At 57.7% G+C, this 20,085-nt stretch carries 13 protein-coding genes; 12 read left to right on the top strand and 1 reads right to left on the bottom strand.

Annotated elements, in window-relative coordinates; genetic code table 11:
- Positions 1-37: 37 nt before the first annotated feature.
- The 10 genes from Q3Y58_RS17990 (at position 38) to Q3Y58_RS17945 (ending at position 15,792) form a co-directional block, all read left to right on the top strand.
- Positions 38-1,399: an ATP-binding cassette domain-containing protein gene (locus Q3Y58_RS17990; protein WP_319623210.1), complete on the top strand. Its 1,362-nt coding sequence runs from the start codon at positions 38-40 to the stop codon at positions 1,397-1,399.
- Positions 1,396-3,399, top strand: coding sequence for an ATP-binding cassette domain-containing protein (locus tag Q3Y58_RS17985; RefSeq protein ID WP_319623209.1), 2,004 nt, complete (start codon positions 1,396-1,398; stop codon positions 3,397-3,399). The genes Q3Y58_RS17990 and Q3Y58_RS17985 overlap by 4 nt, the downstream gene beginning before the upstream one ends.
- Complete coding sequence (locus Q3Y58_RS17980; RefSeq protein WP_319623208.1) at positions 3,399-4,772, top strand: HlyD family type I secretion periplasmic adaptor subunit; 1,374 nt, start codon at positions 3,399-3,401, stop codon at positions 4,770-4,772. The genes Q3Y58_RS17985 and Q3Y58_RS17980 overlap by 1 nt, the downstream gene beginning before the upstream one ends.
- An 11-nt stretch (positions 4,773-4,783) precedes the next feature.
- The gene (locus Q3Y58_RS17975; RefSeq protein WP_319623207.1) at positions 4,784-8,254 is read left to right on the top strand and encodes a VCBS domain-containing protein; all 3,471 of its coding nucleotides are present in this window, start codon (positions 4,784-4,786) and stop codon (positions 8,252-8,254) included.
- Positions 8,255-8,633: 379 nt separating this feature from the next.
- Positions 8,634-10,004 carry an ABC transporter substrate-binding protein gene (locus Q3Y58_RS17970; protein WP_319623206.1) on the top strand — a complete coding sequence of 457 codons (1,371 nt, stop codon included), beginning with the start codon at positions 8,634-8,636 and terminating at the stop codon, positions 10,002-10,004.
- A 63-nt stretch (positions 10,005-10,067) separates the two neighbouring features.
- Positions 10,068-11,375, top strand: a complete 1,308-nt coding sequence (locus Q3Y58_RS17965) for a carbohydrate ABC transporter permease (protein WP_319623205.1) — start codon at positions 10,068-10,070, stop codon at positions 11,373-11,375.
- A 9-nt stretch (positions 11,376-11,384) separates the two neighbouring features.
- Positions 11,385-12,212 carry a carbohydrate ABC transporter permease gene (locus Q3Y58_RS17960; RefSeq protein WP_319623204.1) on the top strand — a complete coding sequence of 276 codons (828 nt, stop codon included), beginning with the start codon at positions 11,385-11,387 and terminating at the stop codon, positions 12,210-12,212.
- A complete protein-coding gene (locus Q3Y58_RS17955; RefSeq protein WP_319623203.1) occupies positions 12,212-13,288 on the top strand; it encodes an ABC transporter ATP-binding protein in 1,077 nt (358 codons plus the stop codon). Before Q3Y58_RS17960 ends, Q3Y58_RS17955 begins: the two co-directional genes overlap by 1 nt.
- On the top strand, positions 13,285-14,772 hold the full coding sequence (locus Q3Y58_RS17950) for a glycerophosphodiester phosphodiesterase (RefSeq protein WP_319623202.1): 1,488 nt from the start codon (positions 13,285-13,287) through the stop codon (positions 14,770-14,772). The genes Q3Y58_RS17955 and Q3Y58_RS17950 overlap by 4 nt, the downstream gene beginning before the upstream one ends.
- A 3-nt stretch (positions 14,773-14,775) precedes the next feature.
- Positions 14,776-15,792: a LacI family DNA-binding transcriptional regulator gene (locus Q3Y58_RS17945; protein WP_319623201.1), complete on the top strand. Its 1,017-nt coding sequence runs from the start codon at positions 14,776-14,778 to the stop codon at positions 15,790-15,792.
- Between the two features lie 145 nt (positions 15,793-15,937).
- On the opposite strand, the gene Q3Y58_RS17940 is transcribed toward Q3Y58_RS17945, so the two are convergent.
- Positions 15,938-17,179, bottom strand: coding sequence for a Zn-dependent hydrolase (locus Q3Y58_RS17940; protein WP_319623200.1), 1,242 nt, complete (start codon positions 17,177-17,179; stop codon positions 15,938-15,940).
- 142 nt (positions 17,180-17,321) lie between these two features.
- Here Q3Y58_RS17940 and Q3Y58_RS17935 point away from each other — a divergent pair, with 142 nt between their 5' ends.
- On the top strand, positions 17,322-18,881 hold the full coding sequence (locus tag Q3Y58_RS17935) for an ABC transporter substrate-binding protein (protein WP_319623199.1): 1,560 nt from the start codon (positions 17,322-17,324) through the stop codon (positions 18,879-18,881).
- A gap of 97 nt (positions 18,882-18,978) precedes the next feature.
- Positions 18,979-19,923, top strand: a complete 945-nt coding sequence (locus tag Q3Y58_RS17930; protein ID WP_319623198.1) for an ABC transporter permease — start codon at positions 18,979-18,981, stop codon at positions 19,921-19,923.
- Positions 19,924-20,085: the final 162 nt, after the last annotated feature.

Here is a 20,085-nt window from a genome sequence, read left to right as displayed (position 1 = left end):
AGGGCGACTTGCAGCTCAAGCCGAGTACAAATTATCTTTGGGAACAGCTGAGAAACTCCTCGCCATCGACCCTAAGAAGCTTGCTGAATATGGTCCGGGCCGCATATGGACGCTGTTTACGGCAATCAACAAGTCCAACGATGTGCTGGTAGGGCAGTCAACACTTGCCCTCTTCGATGCGCCTTTTGCGATAGCCTTCCTTGTTCTCGTCTGGTTTCTGGGTGGCCCCACAGTCGTTGGGCCTTTAGTGGTGCTTGCGATCTTCGGCGCGCTCGTTCTTTTGTCAGCAAGAACACAGGCAAAAGCTGGATTGCACCTCTTTGATGCTTCTGCCGAACAAACAAGCCTGCTGATGACCCATCGAGATCAATTGGATCAGCTAATCCAGCACGGAACCATTGGTAACTTCCTGGGCGATGTGAGAGCCTGCGAGAAGCGGCGGGCCGCAGCACAAGAGGTCGCTGAAAGGAACCTGTCTGCTGCACTCAACCTGACCCAGACCGGAGGGTTGGCCACAACGATCGCTGTCCTCGGCATAGGCTCCTTGGTCGTTCTGAAGGGAGACATGACTACCGGCGGCTTGGCGGCCTGCCTTATTTTGGGGCAAAGAGGTGTCGCCGGGATTCTAGGGCTCGTCAATGCGTTGGCGCGCCGACAAGTTTCAGCCTCTGCATATCGCAATATCCGCGACCTGCTTTCAACGCCCCCAACCTCAACTGTTCAAGCCCCTTTGGCGCAAAGCGACCAGATGATTGGGCTCCGGTTTGGCGTCAAGGACCAGCAGCTTGAAGCGCAACCCGGGCAATGCCTCTTCGTTAACGCCCAAAGTGGTCAACATGAGGCAGCCCTGTTTCGCGAACTCGCCCAAGCACTGGAATGCGGGGAGACTGGAGAAAATGAGTGGCTTCAAGGCCTTGAGCTCTTCACCGAAGCCGGTGCCCCCGTCTCCTTCAAAGACTGTCATATTGCTGTCTGCAGTGCCAACCCGACCGTGTTCAACGGCACCCTATTGGAAAACATGACTGCCTTCGACGTGGATGCGAGAGAACGTGCGATCGCTCTTTCGGAAGAACTCGGGCTTTCAGAAGCAATTGGGCGGTTGAAAGATGGGGTGCAAACTTCTCTTGCGCCTGGTCTCGGGATTCCGCTTTCACATGGCCATCTCAAGCGGTTGGCGCTTGTTCGCGCTCTTTCGGGTGCCCCGCAGCTGCTTATTCTGCATAAGCCCTTCTTGTACCTGGACGCAGATGGAACAGCGCAACTCACCAAGCTGTTAAAAAGCCTTGATGGCAAAACCACAGTCATCGTGTTCGACAACACAGCCGATGCAGGCACGCGGGGTGGAACCCTGGTCGAACTTCATGATCAACAGCCCTACACTACAGAGGTCGCCGCATGAACTTTCAGTCAAATCTGCGTGCCGGATCCTCTGATGTCAGGGTGTCAGAACAAGCGCCTGAAAAACAAGGAATGGGCCTTGAAGGCGCTTTGCTTCGCGTACTCTCTGAGCTTGGATGGCGCAGATCTGCTGGCGTTCTCAAAGCGGCTTTGCCGTCGGGGGAAAGCGTTCAAGGCCTCGATGAAGCTGCAATGGTGCTTGATCTGATTGATGTTGGGGCCAGCGTTGAGGCAAAGATACCCGGCGCTTGGCATAGTGGCCTGGATGGCGCGCTCGTTGTTCAAGACAAGGATGGTGTTCATGCGCTTGTGAGAGAGGACTCTCAAGAAACATGGATCTCATCGTCGAACCTCGCCCCAAACCAGATACGGCGGCGATTGGAGGGCGCGAAGAAACGGCTCTTCATTCACAGTCCAGAACACCCCATCGCCGCAGTACACGCATCCTCCATACGGGCACGGATAGGAAAGGTCGCGGGCATTGCGTTGTTTCTATCTCTTGTGTTCAATGCCTTGGCACTTGCCATACCCTTTTTCTCGATGGCGATCTTTGATCGGGTTCTGGGTGCACAGGCCTCTCAAAGCCTTGTGCCATTAATGACCGGGGCTGGTGTTGTGCTGCTGGCCCTTCTTATCCTTAGAATGCTGCGGTCACGGCTCTTGGCTGCAGAATACGCCCGTTTGTGCGCGACGACCCGCCTCATGTCGTTGTCACGCAGTTTGAGGCTCCCGCATGATATGCGCCAAAGGCTCGGCTTTCAGAGGCTTCAGGCCCGCTTGCAAGCTACCTCCCAAAGCGCTGAGGTGTTTGCCTCGCAGAACTCGTCGGCCATATTCGATGCGCCGTTCGTGCCGCTGTCCATCTTTGCGATCGCCTTTATCGGTGGCTGGATGGCTCTTGTGCCTGCGGTCTATTTAATCCTGTTTTTTTCATTGAGCTGGCTGTTGAGCGAGACCCGTCAGCGGCTTGATCCGCAGCTGGAAAACGCCAACACAAAGCGGCTTGAAGCTCTGACTGAACTGAGTGCGAAGGCCACAGATATCCGAAATGTGGACCACGGCATCTCGTGGCTCGCGCGCTTTGCATCAACCGCCCGACAGGCCGCCTTTACCAAGCATCGTCAGGCAACAAAAGCCGCAGCACTGCAGTCAATTGCCTATGTGCTGGGAACTGGCGCAGCGCTAACCACGTTGTGCGCCGGGCTTGCACTCGCCATGAATGGAGCGATCACTGCAGGTGCACTTATCGGCACAATGCTGTTGACCTGGAGGGTTACCGGCCCCGCACAGGCCTTTTCCCTTGCCCTGCCACGGCTGAAGGTCATTCGAAAGTCAATCTCACATCTCGATGAGACCCTTTCCTGGGGCTTGCCTCCCACCAAGTCAACAGCGCTGGAACAGCTGGACGACGGGGCACCGGAAATCAGCGGTAAAGGCCTTTACTTCAAGTATGATCAGAACGCTGGTCCCGCGATTACTGGTGTTTCGTTTGAATGTGTTCCGGGCTCCTTGACCGTTGTCATGGGGCCAAACGGATCTGGGAAAACCACCTTTTTGAAGATAGTCTCCGGGCTTCTCCTGCCGCAAGCGGGGCGCATGTCTATCAATGGTCGTTCTGTTACCCAATATGATCCTGATGAACTGGCCCGCGCCACTTGTTTCTTACGTCTTGAGGACCTCGGCAACGGCTCTGGGCCAGATGCGCTCTCCGAGCTTTTGAGCGCGGGCTTTGATGAGAACGGTGCTGGTGCTGATCCAAAGTGCCCGTTGGTGGTACTCGATGACAGCAGTGGCTCTGTCTCCGCGAGCGCGCGGGCCGAGCTTCGTGAGGCCTTGGCCAGACTTAAAGGACGGGCAACCGTTTTTCTTGCCACCCACGACACCTCCCTTGCCGAATTGGCTGACAATGCTCTTGTTTTGGATGACGGCGCGCCAGTCTATTTCGGCCCGGTCACGCTTCCAGCCTCACAGCCCCTTTCACAGTCCAAGGAGATGAGCTGATGAAGCCTTCCCGTTTTGATGAACAGTTTGAGTTGAATGACGGCAAGGCGGTTCGCCTGATGAATTTTGCAGCGGCTGCCATTGGCGTGTGCCTCGTGCTGTTCGTCGCTTGGTCTGTTCTGACACCCATCGATGAAGTCGCGAAAGCCAGAGGGGTCGTGGAGCCTATTAGTGAGGTGCAGCAACTGCAAACAGAACATGGCGGAGCTTTGGCATCGGTTCTTGTACGTAAAGGCGACATTGTTTCACTTGGCGATACCATAGCCGTGTTCGACCACTACGATGTTCACTCTGAGTTACGCGAAGCGCAAGCCAAAGCACTGGGACTGGCGCTTGAAAGAGAGCGCCTTCTGTCACTTGTTGAGGGCCGACAACCTGATTTCCAGAGTGTGACAGAAGCAGTGATCAAGCCTGTCGAGATTTTTGTAGAACAGATGGGCGAAGAAGAAATCCCTCAGGCGGATAAGCGAGCGATCCACGAGCTGATTGAGCGGGAGGTCGCCGCATTGGAGTCCAGAGAGGCATTTTTGGAAAATGAACGGCAAGTGGTGCAGCGCCAGATTGCAGAAAAAAGAGCGGACCTTGAAGCCATTGGCAGCGAACGGCCTGCGGTGGAACGGCAGCTGGCTGTCGCAAAGGAGCTGACCACGACGCTCCATGGTTTGGTTGACCGAGGCTTAGCATCACGGCCGAGGCTGGTTGAGGCGGTCAAGGAAGAAGCAAAGTTCGACTATGAACTCGCCACCCTTTCCGGGCGCAAAGCCGTGATCGAGGCAGAAATAGCAGAGCTACAAGAGAGTTTGGAACGCATTGACCTAAATGAGGCTTCAGATGCGCGGGCTCGTATTGCCGAAATCAACGGTGAGCGGCGCGTGGTCGATGAGCAAATTGCACGACTGCGCCAAAGAGCCCTCGCGACTGAGTTGAAGTCACCGGTTTATGGCTACGTTCAATCGGTGCCGGATACCGTCGTGGGGCGTGTGATCGAACCCGGGGGCATTGTAGCGGAAATCGTACCTCGCGATGTAGGCCTTCGCTTCGCCGCGCAGCTTCAGCCTCGTGATGTGGGTTTCGTCTCTGTTGGCCAACATGTCAACCTGAAGATAGATGCTTTTGATTTCAGCCGATACGGCGCGCTGCAGGGCAGCGTACTGGAGGTTTCCCCGACAACAATCGTGGATGAACGCGGCGCTGCCTACTACGAGGTCTTGGTTGAGGTGCCCGTTACCTACTTCCGCAACAACCCTGAACAGTTTGCATTGTTGCCCGGCATGACTGGGGAGGCAGACATCCTCACCGGCAAGAAAACCGTCTTTGAATACATCTGGAAACCGATCTTCACCAATCTGGATCTGGCCCTCAGTGAAAGGTAGGAGCTTTTGCAATGACCGATCAAAAAACCAACAAGAAAACAATCAATCTTGCAGAAGAAACAATCCCCGAGGAAGCCAAGGATACGAAGAAAATCCAATCTGAGGAGCTGTTTGGCTGGGCTTCAGAAGCCGAAGAGACGGAGGCCCTGCCCGCCAAGCCACCATCCGAGAAAGGGGACACTTCTGGTGATGATAATGATGAGCTGCTGTTATCAGGAACCACACCGACCCACGATAACGGCTCCCTACCCCATGCCCAGACGCCCGGAAGCCCTCAGTCACCTCCTGTGCAGACCGCGTCTGGTGGATCACAAGACGTGCCTGACAGCAGATATGGCGGTTCAGCGCCGAATGTGGCAGATACCTCAAGCCTCTCTCAAGATGTGAATGCTGGCCCGGCGTCTTTGGCACTCCACCGAGGGACTGTTTCAGGTGCGCCCACTCCAATACATAGATACCAAACGCCTCCTTCTGGTGCAGGATCTGCGCAAGTGTCCCACAGTGGCAGTTCAGGGCCTTATAGTGGAACGCACACGCCGCCGCCCCAAACGGGTACGACTCCACCTCCAGGTGGAATGCACATGACGCCAACGCCGACCGGCACAACGCCGCCTCCGGGGGGCACGAACACACCGCCAACACCTACGGGCACGACTCCGCCTCCGGGTGGGACGAATACGACGCCGACACCGATCGGCACGACGACCACATCCGCAACGATTTCAGGGCTCGACACCGATACGGCGACAGAAGATCTGAATGTGAACGCCGGAAAACTTACCGCTGGCGGGCTTTTAACGGTGACAGACCCGGATGCGGGCGAGGCAGCCTTTACGCCGGTGACCGCGGGTGCGGGCCAATACGGCACCTTCACGCTGGCGGCAGACGGCTCCTGGACCTATACCGCCGACAACAGCCAGCAGGCGATCCAGTCGCTGGGTGCCGGAAGCCAGCCGCTCACCGATACCCTGACCGTCACCAGCGTTGATGGCACACAGCACAGCCTGACCGTGACCATCAACGGCACCAACGACGCCCCGGTGCTGAGCGCGGCGACGGCTTCGGCCACTGAGGACGGCAAGACCGTCACCGGCCAGATGGCGGCAACCGATGTCGATCACGGCGACAGCCAGACCTATGGCACGAGCCAGGCTGTCGACGGCTTCACCATGAATGCCGACGGGTCCTGGAGCTTCGATCCATCCCATGCCGCCTATCAGCATCTGGCAGATGGCCAGACCCAGCAGATCACCATTCCGGTCACCGTCACGGACAGTGCCGGGGCGACCGACACGGAAAACCTCGTGATCACCGTGACGGGGACCGGCGACGGCGCGCGCTTTACCGGAACCGACACCGCAAGTGTTGTGGAGGACCAAAACCTGACCGGCGGAAACCTGACCGTGCAAGGCAGCTTGCAGGTGAGCGACGCCGACACGGGGCAGGACAGCTTCACCGCGGTGACGGGCCAGCCGGGCAGCGGAGGCTACGGCACATTCTCCATCGATGCCCAAGGCGCCTGGACGTATACGGCCGACAACAGCCAGCAGGCAATCCAGGCACTGGGTGTGGGAAGCCAGCCGCTTACCGATACCCTGACCGTCACCAGTGTTGACGGCACACAGCACAGCCTGACCGTGACCATCAACGGCACCAACGACGCCCCGGTGCTGAGCGCGGCGACGGCGTCCGCCACCGAAGATGGCAAGTCCGTCACCGGCCAGATGGCGGCAACGGATGTCGACGCTGGCGACAGCCAGACCTATGCCACGAGCCAGCCCGTCGACGGCTTCACCCTGAAACAGGACGGGTCCTGGAGCTTCGACCCGAGCCATGCGGCCTATGAGCATCTGGCAGCCGGTCAGACCCAGCAAATCACCATTCCGGTCACCGTCACGGACCACGCCGGGGCGACCGACACGGAAGACCTGGTCATCACGGTCACCGGGACAGACGATGGCGCAATCATCACCGGCACCGACACGGGCGATCTGACTGAGGACCGAAATGTCGGTCCCTCGTCCGCACACCCGATTTACACGTCCGGAATCCTGAGCGTCCACGATCCGGATGGCACGTCCTTCGACCACTTCCAGTCCAACAGCCTGGGCGAACACGCGGTCTCGGATCCCTTCGGCGGCAACCTGCACATTCTGCCCAACGGGTGGTGGGGCTATGGGGTAGACAACACCCATCCGGCCGTACAGGCCCTCGCAGCGGGCGAGGTGGGCCATGCGATCTACGAGGTGCATTCGGCCGACGGCACCACGCATCGGATCCAGATCAATATCCACGGCACAAATGACGCGCCGGTTCTCACGGCCCAGACGGCGTCTGCCACGGAGGACGGCAAGACCGTCACCGGCCAGATGGCGGCAACCGACGTCGATCACGGCGATAGCCAGACCTATGCGGCCGGTCAGCCGGTCGATGGCTTCACCATGAACCAGGATGGGTCCTGGTCATTCGACCCGGGCCACGCCGCCTATCAGCATCTGGCCGCGGGTCAGACCCAGCAGATCACCATTCCGGTCACCGTCACGGACAGCGCCGGGGCGACGGACACGGAAAACCTGGTCATCACGGTGACGGGCAGCAACGACAAAGCAGTATTTACGGGTGTTCAGACCGGGGATGCCCATGAGGATGGAAATGATGTGCTAATTACGGGCTCCAGCTATATTCACGACGCGACAAATTGGCAGAAGTTTTCGGTCAGCGATACGGATGGGTCTGTTGACCACCTGCAGATCGAGGTTGGCGGTAAAACCGTCACATGGGACATGCACTCTTCCATCGATATCCCAGTGGCCCATGGCAAGTTCCAGCTGGTCCACGAGGACGGACACGGCTTTCTGCAAAAAGGCTATTACTGGAACTATATTGGCGACAACAACGACCCGGATGTCCAAGCCTTGAAGGCGGGTGAGACCCTTCCGCCTGAAGAAATGACTCTTGTGGCTCCTGATGGCGTTCGGTTCCCAATCAGCGTAACGGTGCACGGCACTGATGAAGGCGTGAGGCCTGGCGGCGCAGCGCCCGCCACCGTGCATGACGCGCCTGATGAAGATATCGTGGACACTGCCTCGCTCGATATGCCCGCCGCTGAGGATCCTGCTGGTAGCAGCCCGCCATCAACGGAAGACGGTTTCTCACACCCCGCTGCAGAGCCGGTCCAAGACGCCGCGCCGCTTTCGCCCTATTTCGACGCGATTGGCCATGATCCGGCCGCTGCCCCCACCCCTTCCACGCAAGTCTCGTATTTGAGCGGCTATCTTGATGCGGCAGGTGCTGACCCGGATGCGGCCGTGCCGGCACCTGATGCTCCGGACCCAGCGGTGTTAGTGGCTGACGATCCTGACGGTCTCGATAACGACGGAATGCAAGGCCCCTCTGCGCCCGGTCCAGATGATATGCCTCTACACGATTTACCGGATCCGGGTGTGCCAGATCCATCGGACGATCCATCGCATAATGGGTAAGGTGGTTCAATTGGGGGTGCGAAATGCCGTCGGGCGCTCAGGTGCAGCGCAGCAGTGACACTGTATTGCACTCTGAGCGTCGGCCTTGAAACACGGATGGAAGGCTGATCACCAGTGAGCGCTCAGCATAAGGAGTGCGCGCGGCCCGATAACCGTGCAACATGCTGCTACACCTGAACTGAGTTACGCAAGGCAGTGGAGGCACCGGTCCTGCGCGCCTATCCAGCCGCGTGTATGATGTAATCAAATCTCCTAAAAAGTGTCATCTCACCGCAATGAGCCTCCCGTAAACGAGGTCTGCACACGAGTGCAATGTACTCCGCGAGGGGTCGCCCATGGGGGCATGGGACTGGTTTTCGATCAAGACAGGCAGGTTAAGATGACTATTCTTCTTTCGAAATTGCGCCGTTCAACTGCGGCCATTGCACTGGCAGCAGCAACCGTTGGCTTTGCTGGCAATGCCCTTGCAAAGGACATGACCATTACGGTTTGGGCTGGCGGCTCAAATGATGCGGACTCTTACCGCATCGAAGCAATCGAGATGGCAGCAGACATCCTTAAGCGCGAATATGCAATCATGGGTGAAGAGCTGAACATCACGGTTGAAGGCAAGCGCGATTTCGGCGGTTGGGCAGATTTCAAGCAAGCTTACACGCTGGCCGCTGAGGCCGGAACTGCGCCGGATATCGTGGTGACCAGCCACCTTGATATCGCGCCATGGAGTCAGGCGGGACTCATCGTTCCAATTGAGGACTATGTGGATCTGGATGCCTGGCCGCTAAATAACATTTACGCCAACCTGATGGAAATCACCTCATACAACGGTCAGGTCTTTGGTATTCCGCAGGATGCAGAATCCCGTCCATTCTTCTTCTGGAAGGACACCATGCGTGCCATCGGATACACCGATGAAGAAATTGATGCGCTACCTGCAAAGATCGCAGCTGGCGAATATACGCTGGACAACGTCTTGGCGGATGCCCGCAAGGCCGTCGAGATGGAGATCGTGGAACAAGGCTACGGCTTCTACCCACGTGTATCCAATGGACCGGATTATGCCCAGTTCTACCAGTCTTTCGGCGGTGAATTGATGGACAAGGAAACCGGCAAGCTCGTCCTCGACAAAAAGGCCATGACCGAGTTCTATCAGTTCTTCGTGGATGCGGTTGAAGCCGGTGTAACGCGCAAAAACCACCTCGGCACCGATTGGGATCAATGGTATTCCGAGGTGGCCACTGGTAAGTCAGCCACATGGCACGGTGGTACTTGGCACTATGCCCGCTACACCGGCAAGGAAGGCCTTGAGGACTTCTTTGGTAAGGTTCAGTTCTCTCTCATCCCGGCTGGCAACGAGAACGGTCGTGCGAACACGATCACACATCCTCTCGCTTATCTTCTGACGGCGCAGGACGATGAAGAGACCATTGAGATTGCAGCACAGTTGGTATCAATCGCCTCAGAGCCTCGCATCAACACCCTGCATGCAGTCAAGTCGGCTCACCTTGCGATCGCGAAGGAGCAGTCCAACATCGGCCTATATGCAAACGACCGCTGGTTGACCGAAGCGACAGACGTGCTGCTATCCGAGGCGAATGCCCAGCCGAACCACCTCAAGTATGGTCAGTTCGCTGAACTGATGTTCAAGGGTCTGGAGACCGCCTGGACCGGTGTGAACACCCCCGAGCAGGCTGTCGCAGAAGTGGAAGCAGAAATGCGCGCCACCCTCGGCGATGATCTGATCGTCCGCTAATCAGAATTCTCAGGACCGGAGGGCGGGTGTTTTTCGCCGCTCTCCGGTTTTACGGAGGAAAAGATGCGCCGCGCAGACCTGTTTGGCCTTGGGTTCATGGCTCCGGCTCTGATCCTGACGATCATGTTTTTCTTGGCACCGGTTGTTATGACAGGTGTGTATTCTTTCACCAACATGAGCACAGCAACCGGCATTTCCGGTGGCGCCTATCTGATTTCACCTGCCACAATCCGCAGCCTTACCGAACAGGGGTTCCAAGGGGATGCAATTGAGCGCCTGTCCTCCGAAAGCTACGTGGTCGACGAGGCTGGCCTTGAAGCAGCAGAGGCCGCAGGCTACACGCCGAGGTTTATCGGGGAAATTCGTAGCACCCTGCTGGGGGACACCTTCACCGGGCGTCGCGATTTTGAAAGAGCTCTCAAGGACCTGAGCCATCGGCCCAGATCCATCCGTGACCTGAAAAAGGCAACTGAACTGTTTCAGAAGTCGGTCCTCAATGTGCGCTTTGAAACCGAGGCAGATTTCCAAAGTGCCCTTTCGTCGCTGAACCTGAACCTTTCGCCTGCCGAGGCTGTGTTTCTGACAGAGACGGCCTACACCGGTTGGATCTGGACGAGCGCCAACTATGACAGGGCGGTCAATCTTCCGTCCACGTATCGAGCTGCAGCCAACTCAGCGATCTATGTGACCTTCACTCTGGCATTCAACGTCGGCTTCGGACTGTTCCTAGCAATTACAACATTCTATTTGCCTTCGGGCCAAGCCGCTTTCTTCCGTACCATATGGTTCTTGCCGCGCATCCTGCCGCCGGTTCTTTATGTGCTCATGTGGAAGTGGCTCACCTGGGATACGGGTTTCCTGTCGACACTGCTAAGTCACTTCGGTGTGCCGCCCCACAACTTGATGAAACACACCGCCACCCATGCATGGGTTGTAGTCGTGCTGATCAACGGTTTTGTGGGGGCTTCCATGGGAATGATCCTGTTTTCAAGCGCCATACGCTCCATTCCTCAATCCATGCTCCATGCAAGTGAGGTGGATGGCGCCAACCGGTGGCAGCAGGTGCGCTACATCATACTGCCGCAGTTGCGCTGGCCCATCTTGTTCACCACCGCCTATCAGACGCTCTCACTGCTCACCTCGTTCGAGTACATCCTGCTCTCCACCAATGGCGGACCGGGCAGCGCAACAAACGTCTGGGCGCTTTATGCCTTCAAGATCGCGCTTAACAACTACGGGGGCAATCTGGAATACGGTTATGGAGCGGCACTTGCCATGGTGCTGGTGGTGATCGGCATCATAGCCTCGCTCTTCTATCTGCGCCTTTTCAACTTCAAGAGCATGATCACCTCACCGCGGATCGAGCACTAGGAGAAGGACATGAACACCAACTTCAAATCATGGCCGATCCTGTTGGCTCTAGGCCTCACCTCGGTACCATTGGTCACCATGTATGCCTACATGATCATCGATACGGTGACGGTGAGCCCTCCCGGATCATTCATCCCCAATGGGATCTCGTTTGGCTCGTGGAGCTTCCTGTGGGAGGCGCCCGCGCCGGGTAGACCAAGTATATGGTCGGTGACCTTGAACACCTTCATTTTTGCCTGCGTTTCAACCCTGATGGCCCTCTCCGTCTCTCTCACTGGCGGTTATGCCCTCTCACGGCTTCATCTCCCGTTCCGAGGCTTCTTTCTCGGTGGTCTGATCGTGCTCCACGCGTTCCCGACCATCACGCTGATCATTGCTATCTTCCTCATCCTGCAGATGGTAGGTCTTTATGACACACTCGCGGGCGTCATTCTGGTCAAGGCGGCGCTTGAGATCCCGTTTGGTGTCTGGATCATGAAGGGGTTTTACGACACCGTTCCCTGGGAAATCGAAATGGCGGGCCTCACGGATGGGGCCAGTCGCTTCACGGTTTGGCGCAAACTTGTGCTGCCTCAAGTGCAGCCGGGAATTACGGCGCTTGGAATTTTCGCCTTCCTGTCCGGTTGGAGTGAGTTCATTCTACCACAGGTTCTGGCACCCGGTGCGGATGCACAGGTTCTTGGGGTTTACCTGCAGAGCCTTATTTCCGACGACACCAGCATGGACTTTGCCAAGTTCAAATCCGTTGGTGTGTTCTACGCGATCCCTGTGATCCTCATCTACATCCTCTTCAACAAGCATCTGATGAACATCTATGGCGGAGGCACCAAGGGCTGATGCGTATCGAACTCAAGAACTTCAAAAAGACCTTCGGCGACATCACAGTCATTGAGGACATGTCCTTGTCACTGGAAAGCGGTGAGATGCTCGCCCTATTGGGGCCGTCTGGTTGCGGCAAATCCACGACCTTGTTTGCCATCTGTGGCATTCACCGAATGACAGGCGGCCAGCTTCTGTTCGGAGATCGGGATGTAACGCTCCTGCCATCCCAGCAACGCAATGTGGGTGTTGTGTTCCAAAATTATGCACTCTACCCGCACATGAATGCTTATGAGAACATTGCCTTCCCACTCATGATCCGCAAAGAGGACAGGAAGACCATCGAAAAGAAGGTCAGCGAGATTGCCGCACTGGTGCATATTGGGGAGCTGATGGAGCGCAAACCTGCTCAGCTTTCCGGCGGGCAGCAACAGCGGGTGGCGCTGGCGCGCGCACTCGTGCGGGAGCCAGATATCCTGCTTCTGGACGAACCTCTTGCGAACCTGGACGCCAAGCTGCGGCTTGAAATGCGCTCGGAAATCCGCCGTATCCAGCAGCAAACTGGCATCACCGCCATTCTGGTGACCCACGATCAGGTGGAGGCCATGTCCATGTGTGATCGCATTGCCATCATGAACAAGGGCGACATCGTTCAGTTGAGCTCTCCGCAAGACATGTATCAGAACCCAAATAGCGAGTTTGTAGCTAGTTTCCTTGGCAATCCACCCATTGCGTTCCTGGATGGAGTTGTCACTGATGGTGGCGTTCAGCTTGCCTCATCGGAAGCACTGCTGCCATTGCGGGGTCAACATGGCCTACCGTCTTCCGGTATGCCTATTCGACTGGGCATCCGCCCGGAGCATTTTCAGCCGGAGAACCCGTTGAAGGTAACCGGCAGGATCAGTTTTGTTGAAACGCAAGGCCGAGAGGAGCTTTACGACGTGACCTTGAGCAACGGTTCGGTTTTGAGGTCTATACAGCGCCAAGGGGGCGGGTATCACGTGGGTGATGAAGTTTCCTGGGGCATTGCGGAGAACCAGATTCTGGCGTTCGATGCCTCGGGCGCACGACTGCACATGGGAGCGTTGGCATGAGCTTCGTTCCTGATCGTAACTGGATCCGGGCATCGGACCAACCGCCCCTGGCAATCGCTCATCGCGGGGCCAGTGCTTATGCATTCGACAATACTCTGACCTCCTTTGAAATCGCACATGCGTTGGGTGCGGAGATGTGGGAAGTAGATCTCAGGCTTTCTGCAGATGGGGAGCCAGTTGTCTTCCATGATGAGACTATGGCGGCGATTACGGGGCGCGAAGACAGGTTATCCGATCTGTCCTATGCGCAAATCGCGAAGGTTACTGCAGCTGCTGGTCGCCCTGCCCCGCTTCTGGATGAGGTCATTGCGCTTGCACAGCAATGTGAGACGGCACTCTACCTCGACGCCAAGCAACCAGAGGTCATGCGTGCTGCCGTCAAGCGCCTGTTGGCGGCTCGTTTTGAAAGAGCGATACTCGGCACGGCCCAGTCCGAGGCCATCGCCGAGTTACGCGCGGAAGGGTGCCCCTACCCCTTGTCCCTGCTTGCCGGTCCCGGTGTTCCTCTCATCGACCGGGCGGTTGCGTGTGGCGCCGACATTGTCCATCCGTGCTGGGAGCACGTCGGTGAACGTCCCGACCAACTGTTAACCCCGGAATTCTTCGCTGAAGCCCGACGCCATGGCATGCCGGTGGTCACTTGGCATGAAGAACGCATGCCTGTGCTGCGTGCCCTTATGGCAAAGCCGGTCTTGGGCATCTGCACCGACCAACCCGAGTTGATGCGCCGTTATCGCGATCGTGTACCAAATGGTCCGCAGATCGTCTGCCATCGCGGTCTGTGCACGCTTACACCTGAAAATACTCTGGCATCCGCGCAGGCCGCCTATTCCGCTGGCTATGACATCGTGGAGATTGACCTGCAGCAAACATCGGACGGTCATCTGGTGGTGCACCATGACGTGACGATGGATCGGACCACCACGGGATCCGGTGCCATTCGGGAGTTGCCACTGGAAGAAGTCAGGAAGGCTGATGCCGGGATCAAGCTCTCTTCATTTCACAAGGGTCAAAAAGTTCCCTTGCTGAGAGAAATTGTGGACTGTGCCCACCGCAATGGCGGAGGTCTTTATGTGGAGCTCAAGGAAGCAGATCCAATCGCCGTGGTTGAAGAGGTCTCCAAGATCCTGCCAACGGAAAAGGTGTTTTACTGGTCGTTCTGCCGCGATTACCTTGCGACCATCGCCTCGAAGTTTCCGCAGTCTTGGCTTATGGCCCGTGCAGAAGATTATGGCTCGGTAGAGGAATGTCTGGCAGACCTTCAGCCCGACATTGTAGAGTTCAATGCGACCAATGCAGATCCAGAGAGTATCCGAGAGGTGCGGAGAGCTGGAGCGCAGGCGATGATCGCCTACATGGGCAATGATATTGAAGTGATGGGCCGCGTGGTGGACCTTTCCCCGGACCTACTGAACCTGAATTACCCCTATCTGGCGCAGCGGCTCTTGGAAAAGCGGCCGCAGGTGCTGTTGGATGCTGAGTGAGCAATGACTGATACCACTGGGTCGCGGCGCCATGTGACCTCAAACGATGTTGCCCGCAGGGCGGGTGTTTCCCGCTCTGCCGTTTCCCGCACGTTTACTGATGGTGCGAGTGTTTCTGCGGAAACCCGGGAAAAGGTGATCAAGGCGGCCCGGGAACTGGGGTACCGGGTGAACGTTCTCGCCCGTTCTCTTCACAAGCAACGCACGGATTTGGTAGGCATTGTAGCCGCCAATCTGGACAACCCCTTTCGAGCCGAGCAGATCGACTTTTTGTCCTCGATGCTCTTGGAAAAAGGCTTTCGGCCAATTCTGTTGCGGGGGGATCGGGCTGATGATGTTGCCGACCTGATCGGTTCACTGCTTCAATACAGCGTGGCTGGTGTGATCGTGACTTCGGATACACCGCCAAAGGAAATCTGCATGGAATGCCATAGCCATGGGGTGCCACTGGTGGTGGTTAACAAGCAGGACACGGGTGCCCCTGTTGACCGCGTACTGACCGACTTTGCAGCGGGTGGGCGCCTTGCCTTCAAGCACCTGCGGGAAATCGGCTGTAGCCGGCTGGCGGTTGTTGTCCCAAAACGCGCGTCCTACACGGTTCTGGGCAGAGCCCTTGCCTTTGAAACTTTGGCAAAGGCCGAGGGCTGGGACGTTTTGAAGCTTGAAGCAGGTGGACAGTCCTATGCTGGCGGGCTGGCAGCGGCGCATGCGTTCGCGGAGGCAGCATCAGGCATTGACGGTGTTTTCTGCGTCGCGGACTACATGGCGCTGGGGTTTCTCGACGGCCTTCGCTTCGATCACAATGTGAAAGTGCCAGAAGATTTGAAGGTGGTTGGGTATGACGACATTCCGCAGTCGAGCTGGAAGGCCTATGATCTGACCACCATCGCCCAGAGCCGAGAGGAGCTGAGCGCGGTTACCATGCGCCTGCTCCTTGACCGGTTGGAAACGCCAGAGGCCCCGCCCCATGAGGTCATCACAGGTGTGACGCTCGTGCAGCGCGGCTCAACAGCGGGGTAACGGCCTGCTGTTGAGCAGACCCCTATCACGGATTGGGATCCAGTGCCCTTACTCACACCAACCGCCGGTGAGATTGTTCCGCAACACTAGGTAACTGCGGCCCCGTTGTGCGGGGTAACCGCGCAACGGGGCTCTGTCTTTCCCGTCAGCCGGCAAGGTCAATCAGCATCTGCAGCATGAGGTTGGCGCCTTTTTCGATGTCGGCCCAGTCGGTGTGTTCTTCGGGCGCATGGCTGATCCCGTTCTTGCTCGGGACAAACACAAGCAGCGATGGGCAAAAGGACTGCATGGTCTGGGCATCGTGGCCCGCGCCGGACGGCATGCGCTTGACCGAATATCCCATCTTTATGGCAAGCGCTTCGGCCCGATCGGCCATTGTACCATCCAGAGAAACCGGCGGCAGCCAGCTGCGCTCGAAAAGGGTGTGTTTCAGCCCGTGTTGGTCCGCTGTGCGCTTGATGACTTCGCTCAGCTCCTGCCTCAGCACCCGCATCACCGCTTCGTCGACATCCCGCAAAATAACCGTGAACGCCGCCTCTCCGGGGATGGTGTGCGGATGATTGGGGGTCAGATCGACCCTGCCGATGGTAATCCGGCTTTGATCAGTCCCGTGCTGCCGGATCAAATCCGGAATGGCCGCGCCGACCTCCGCCAGACCGGCGAAAGCGTCGGCGCGCAACTCCATCGGTGTTGTGCCGGAATGGTTGGCGACGCCGCTTAAAACGCATTCCAGATTGCACACGCCTGACACGCGGTCCGCGACCCCGACCGCGATACCCTCTGCCGCCAGAACAGGGCCTTGTTCGATGTGCAGCTCCAAAAAGGCTTTCACGCTGCCCGGTGCCCGCGCCGAGGTCAGGATTTTTTGCGGGTCCAACGCCTGCGTTTTCATCACCTCCGTCAGGAGGAGCCCGTTGGCATCAGCCGCAGTCTCGAGCCAGCCGGGGCTGACCTGTCCGGTGATCGTTTGCGACCCGAGCATGCCGCCGAACCGGCCTTCCTCTTCGGCGGTCGCGACAACATCGATCGGCGCGTTGGGTGTGATGCCAGCCTCGTTGAGAGCGCGCACGCATTCAAGCGCGACACACGCGCCGAGCGCCCCGTCGAAGGCACCGCCCTCGATCACCGTGTCCAGATGAGACCCGATCAGGATGGCGGGACCGTCCTGATCGCCCAGCCGTCCGAACAGGTTGGCCGCGCCATCCCGGCTTGTGGCAAGGCCATCTGCCCGCATCTGGTCTTCAAACCAGGAAATGCAGGCCATATGCGCATCGGAAAAGCCCGGGCGGTTGACACCACCTGTGGCCGGGTTGGCACCGAAGCTGTTGACCCCGGCAAGCAGGGTCCGGAGACGCTCAAGGTCGATTTTCGCCGGTGCCAGGCTCATGGGTTTTCCTTCGAAGTCTCAGAGGTTTGAATGGCGTGCAGGCTTCTGACAATCGTCAGAGTTGAAATCAATATGAAATAATTATTGCGATTACGCAATTAAACATGATTAATTATTAAGAACCAAAACGAGGGGAATAAACATGAAGAAGCTACTGGCCACGGCGCTTGCCTCGGCCTTCATTGCGTTTGCACCTCAGGTGCAGGCGCAAACGCCGCCCAATGTGCTGATTGTCGGGCAAATCGCGGAACCGAAATCGCTGGATCCCCATGCGGTCACGGCCGTGAACGACTTCCGTATTCTCGTGAACCTTTACGATGGGCTGGTCCGCTACAAGGACGGAACGCTTGAGGTTGAGCCGTCTCTGGCCGAAAGCTGGATGATTTCCGGGGACGGAAAGACCTACACATTCAAGCTGCGTGAGGGCGTGAAGTTTCACGACGGATCTGACTTCAACGCGGAGGCGGTTAAATTCAATTTCGACCGCATGTTGAAGGAAGACCACCCGTACCATGACACCGGGCCGTTTCCTCTGTCGTTCTTCTTCTCAACGGTTGAAGAGGTCATCGCCGAAGACCCCACGACCGTAACCTTCAAGCTGAGCGCGCCCTATGCGCCGTTCCTGTCCAACCTGGCCTACCCGACCGGCCTGATCGTGTCGCCGGACGCGGTCAAGCAGCATGGCAAGGATTTCGGCCGCAACCCATCGGGCACCGGGGCCTACAAATTCGGTGAATGGGACGCCAACGCCAAGATGGTTGCCGTGAAGAACGAGGCCTATTGGGACGGCGCGCCGGATTTGGAAGCCGTCATCTATCGCCCGATTACCGATGCCAACACACGGATCGCGGAGATGTTGTCCGGCGGTTTGGACGTGATGGTCGAGGTGCCGCCCGACAGCCTGCAACAGTTCAAGCAGGACGAGAATTTCAAGGTGTTGGAACAGGCCGGTCCCCATGTCTGGTTCTTGATCCTCAACACCCGGGAGGCCCCGTTCGACAACAAGGCCGCCCGTCAGGCTGCCAACTACGCCATCAACAAGACAGCGCTTGTTGACAACATCCTGCAAGGCACAGCTGAGGTCGCGGCAGGACCGACACCGCCTGCCTTTGCCTGGGCTTACAATGAGACGCTGGAGCCCTATCCGTATGATCCAGAAAAAGCCAAAGCGTTGCTTGCCGAGGCTGGATACAATGGTGAGGAGATCACCTTTTTCGTCACTGAAGGCGGGTCCGGCATGCTTGATCCGGTCGCCATGGGAACGGCCATTCAGGCCGACCTGGAAGCGGTCGGCATGAACGTGAAGATCGAGACCTACGAGTGGAACACCTTCCTGGGTAAGGTCAACCCGGGTTTGGAGGGCAAGGCTGCCATGGCCGAAATGGCTTGGATGACCAATGATCCGGACACCCTTCCCTTCCTGGCCCTGCGCACCGAAGCCATGCCGGAAAATGGCGGCTTCAACTCGGGTTACTACTCCAACCCGAAGGTTGACGAGCTTTTGGAAAAGGCCCGCCAGGTCACGGAGCAGGCCGAGCGTGCCGCGCTCTACAAGGAAATGCAGCAGATCGTTCAGGACGATGCACCGTGGGTCTTCGTAGCGAACTGGAAGCAGAACGCGGTGACCAAAGCGTCCGTTGAAGACTTCAAGCTTCAACCGTCCTTCTTCCTGATGCTCCAGGACGTGAAAAAACCGATGTGACCAACGCCCCGGCGGTGCCTTCGCGGCGCTGCCGGGGATATTTCTTGGCGCTTTCAGAAAAAAACGCCTTTCATTCGTGCCAATGGGGGAGAGTGCATTGGCCAGCTATATCGCCAAACGTCTTCTGGCTGCCATCCCGGTCCTGTTCGGGCTGACCATCATCGTCTTTTTGATCATGGCTATGATCCCCGGCGATCCGGCGACCGCCATCCTGGGCTCTTACGCAACGCCTGAAAACGTCGCCAAACTCAACAAGGACCTTGGGCTCGATAAGACCCTGTTCGAGCAGTACATCATCTGGATCGGCAACCTGTTTGAAGGTGATCTCGGCCGCTCTTACACGCTCAACCGGCCGGTTCTTGATGAGGTTCTGGAACGGTTTTCGGCCACGCTGATCCTGGCCGGAACGGCGCTTGTGTTGTGCTCGATCCTTGGGCTGATCGCCGGTATCGTCTCCGCCGTTCGCCAATACGGCTGGGCGGACAAGGCGATCACGCTGCTGGTTCTCATCGGCATTTCCACGCCGTCCTTCTGGCTCGGATTGCTGTTAATCTTCGTCTTCGCGGTCAATCTGCGTTTGTTCCCAGCCTCCGGCATGTATGCAATCTATGGTGGCGGCGATCTGCCAGACCTTCTGCACCATTTGGCGCTGCCCGCTTTCACGCTGTCGGTTGTCGCGACCGGCGTGATTGCACGGCTGACCCGGACAGCCATGCTTGAGGTCTTGCGTCAGGACTACATCCGCACAGCCCGCGCCAAGGGGCTGAGTGAACGGAAGGTGATCTACAAACACGCCTTCAAATCCGCCCTGGTCAGCATCATTCCGGTGATCGGCATTCAGGCCGGTTTCGTCATCGGCGGCGCGGTTTACATCGAAACCGTGTTCCAGTGGCCCGGCATCGGCTCGATGCTGGTCAAGGCCATTTCCACACGGGACCTCATGCTGGTCCAAGGCGGCGTTCTTGTGGTCGCGGCGGCCTATGTCCTGTTCAATCTGCTCGCCGATGTTGTGCAGACGCTTTTGGACCCGAGGTTGCGCTGATGTCTGAGACAACGCTTGCCGCGCCGGCGAAACCGGCGTCAAAACCCAATCGTCCCGGCACGGCGGCACTATTGCTTAACAATACGCTGGCGACATGTGGTCTCGCCGTTCTCTTGGCGATCTGCCTGATTGCCCTTGCCGCACCGATCCTGCCCCTGCCCG

This window comes from Nesiotobacter zosterae, from assembly GCF_033843645.1.
Classification (GTDB): domain Bacteria; phylum Pseudomonadota; class Alphaproteobacteria; order Rhizobiales; family Stappiaceae; genus Pseudovibrio; species Pseudovibrio zosterae.
Note: the sequence above shows the minus strand (reverse complement) of the source record. Positions and strands in the feature narration are given on the sequence as shown.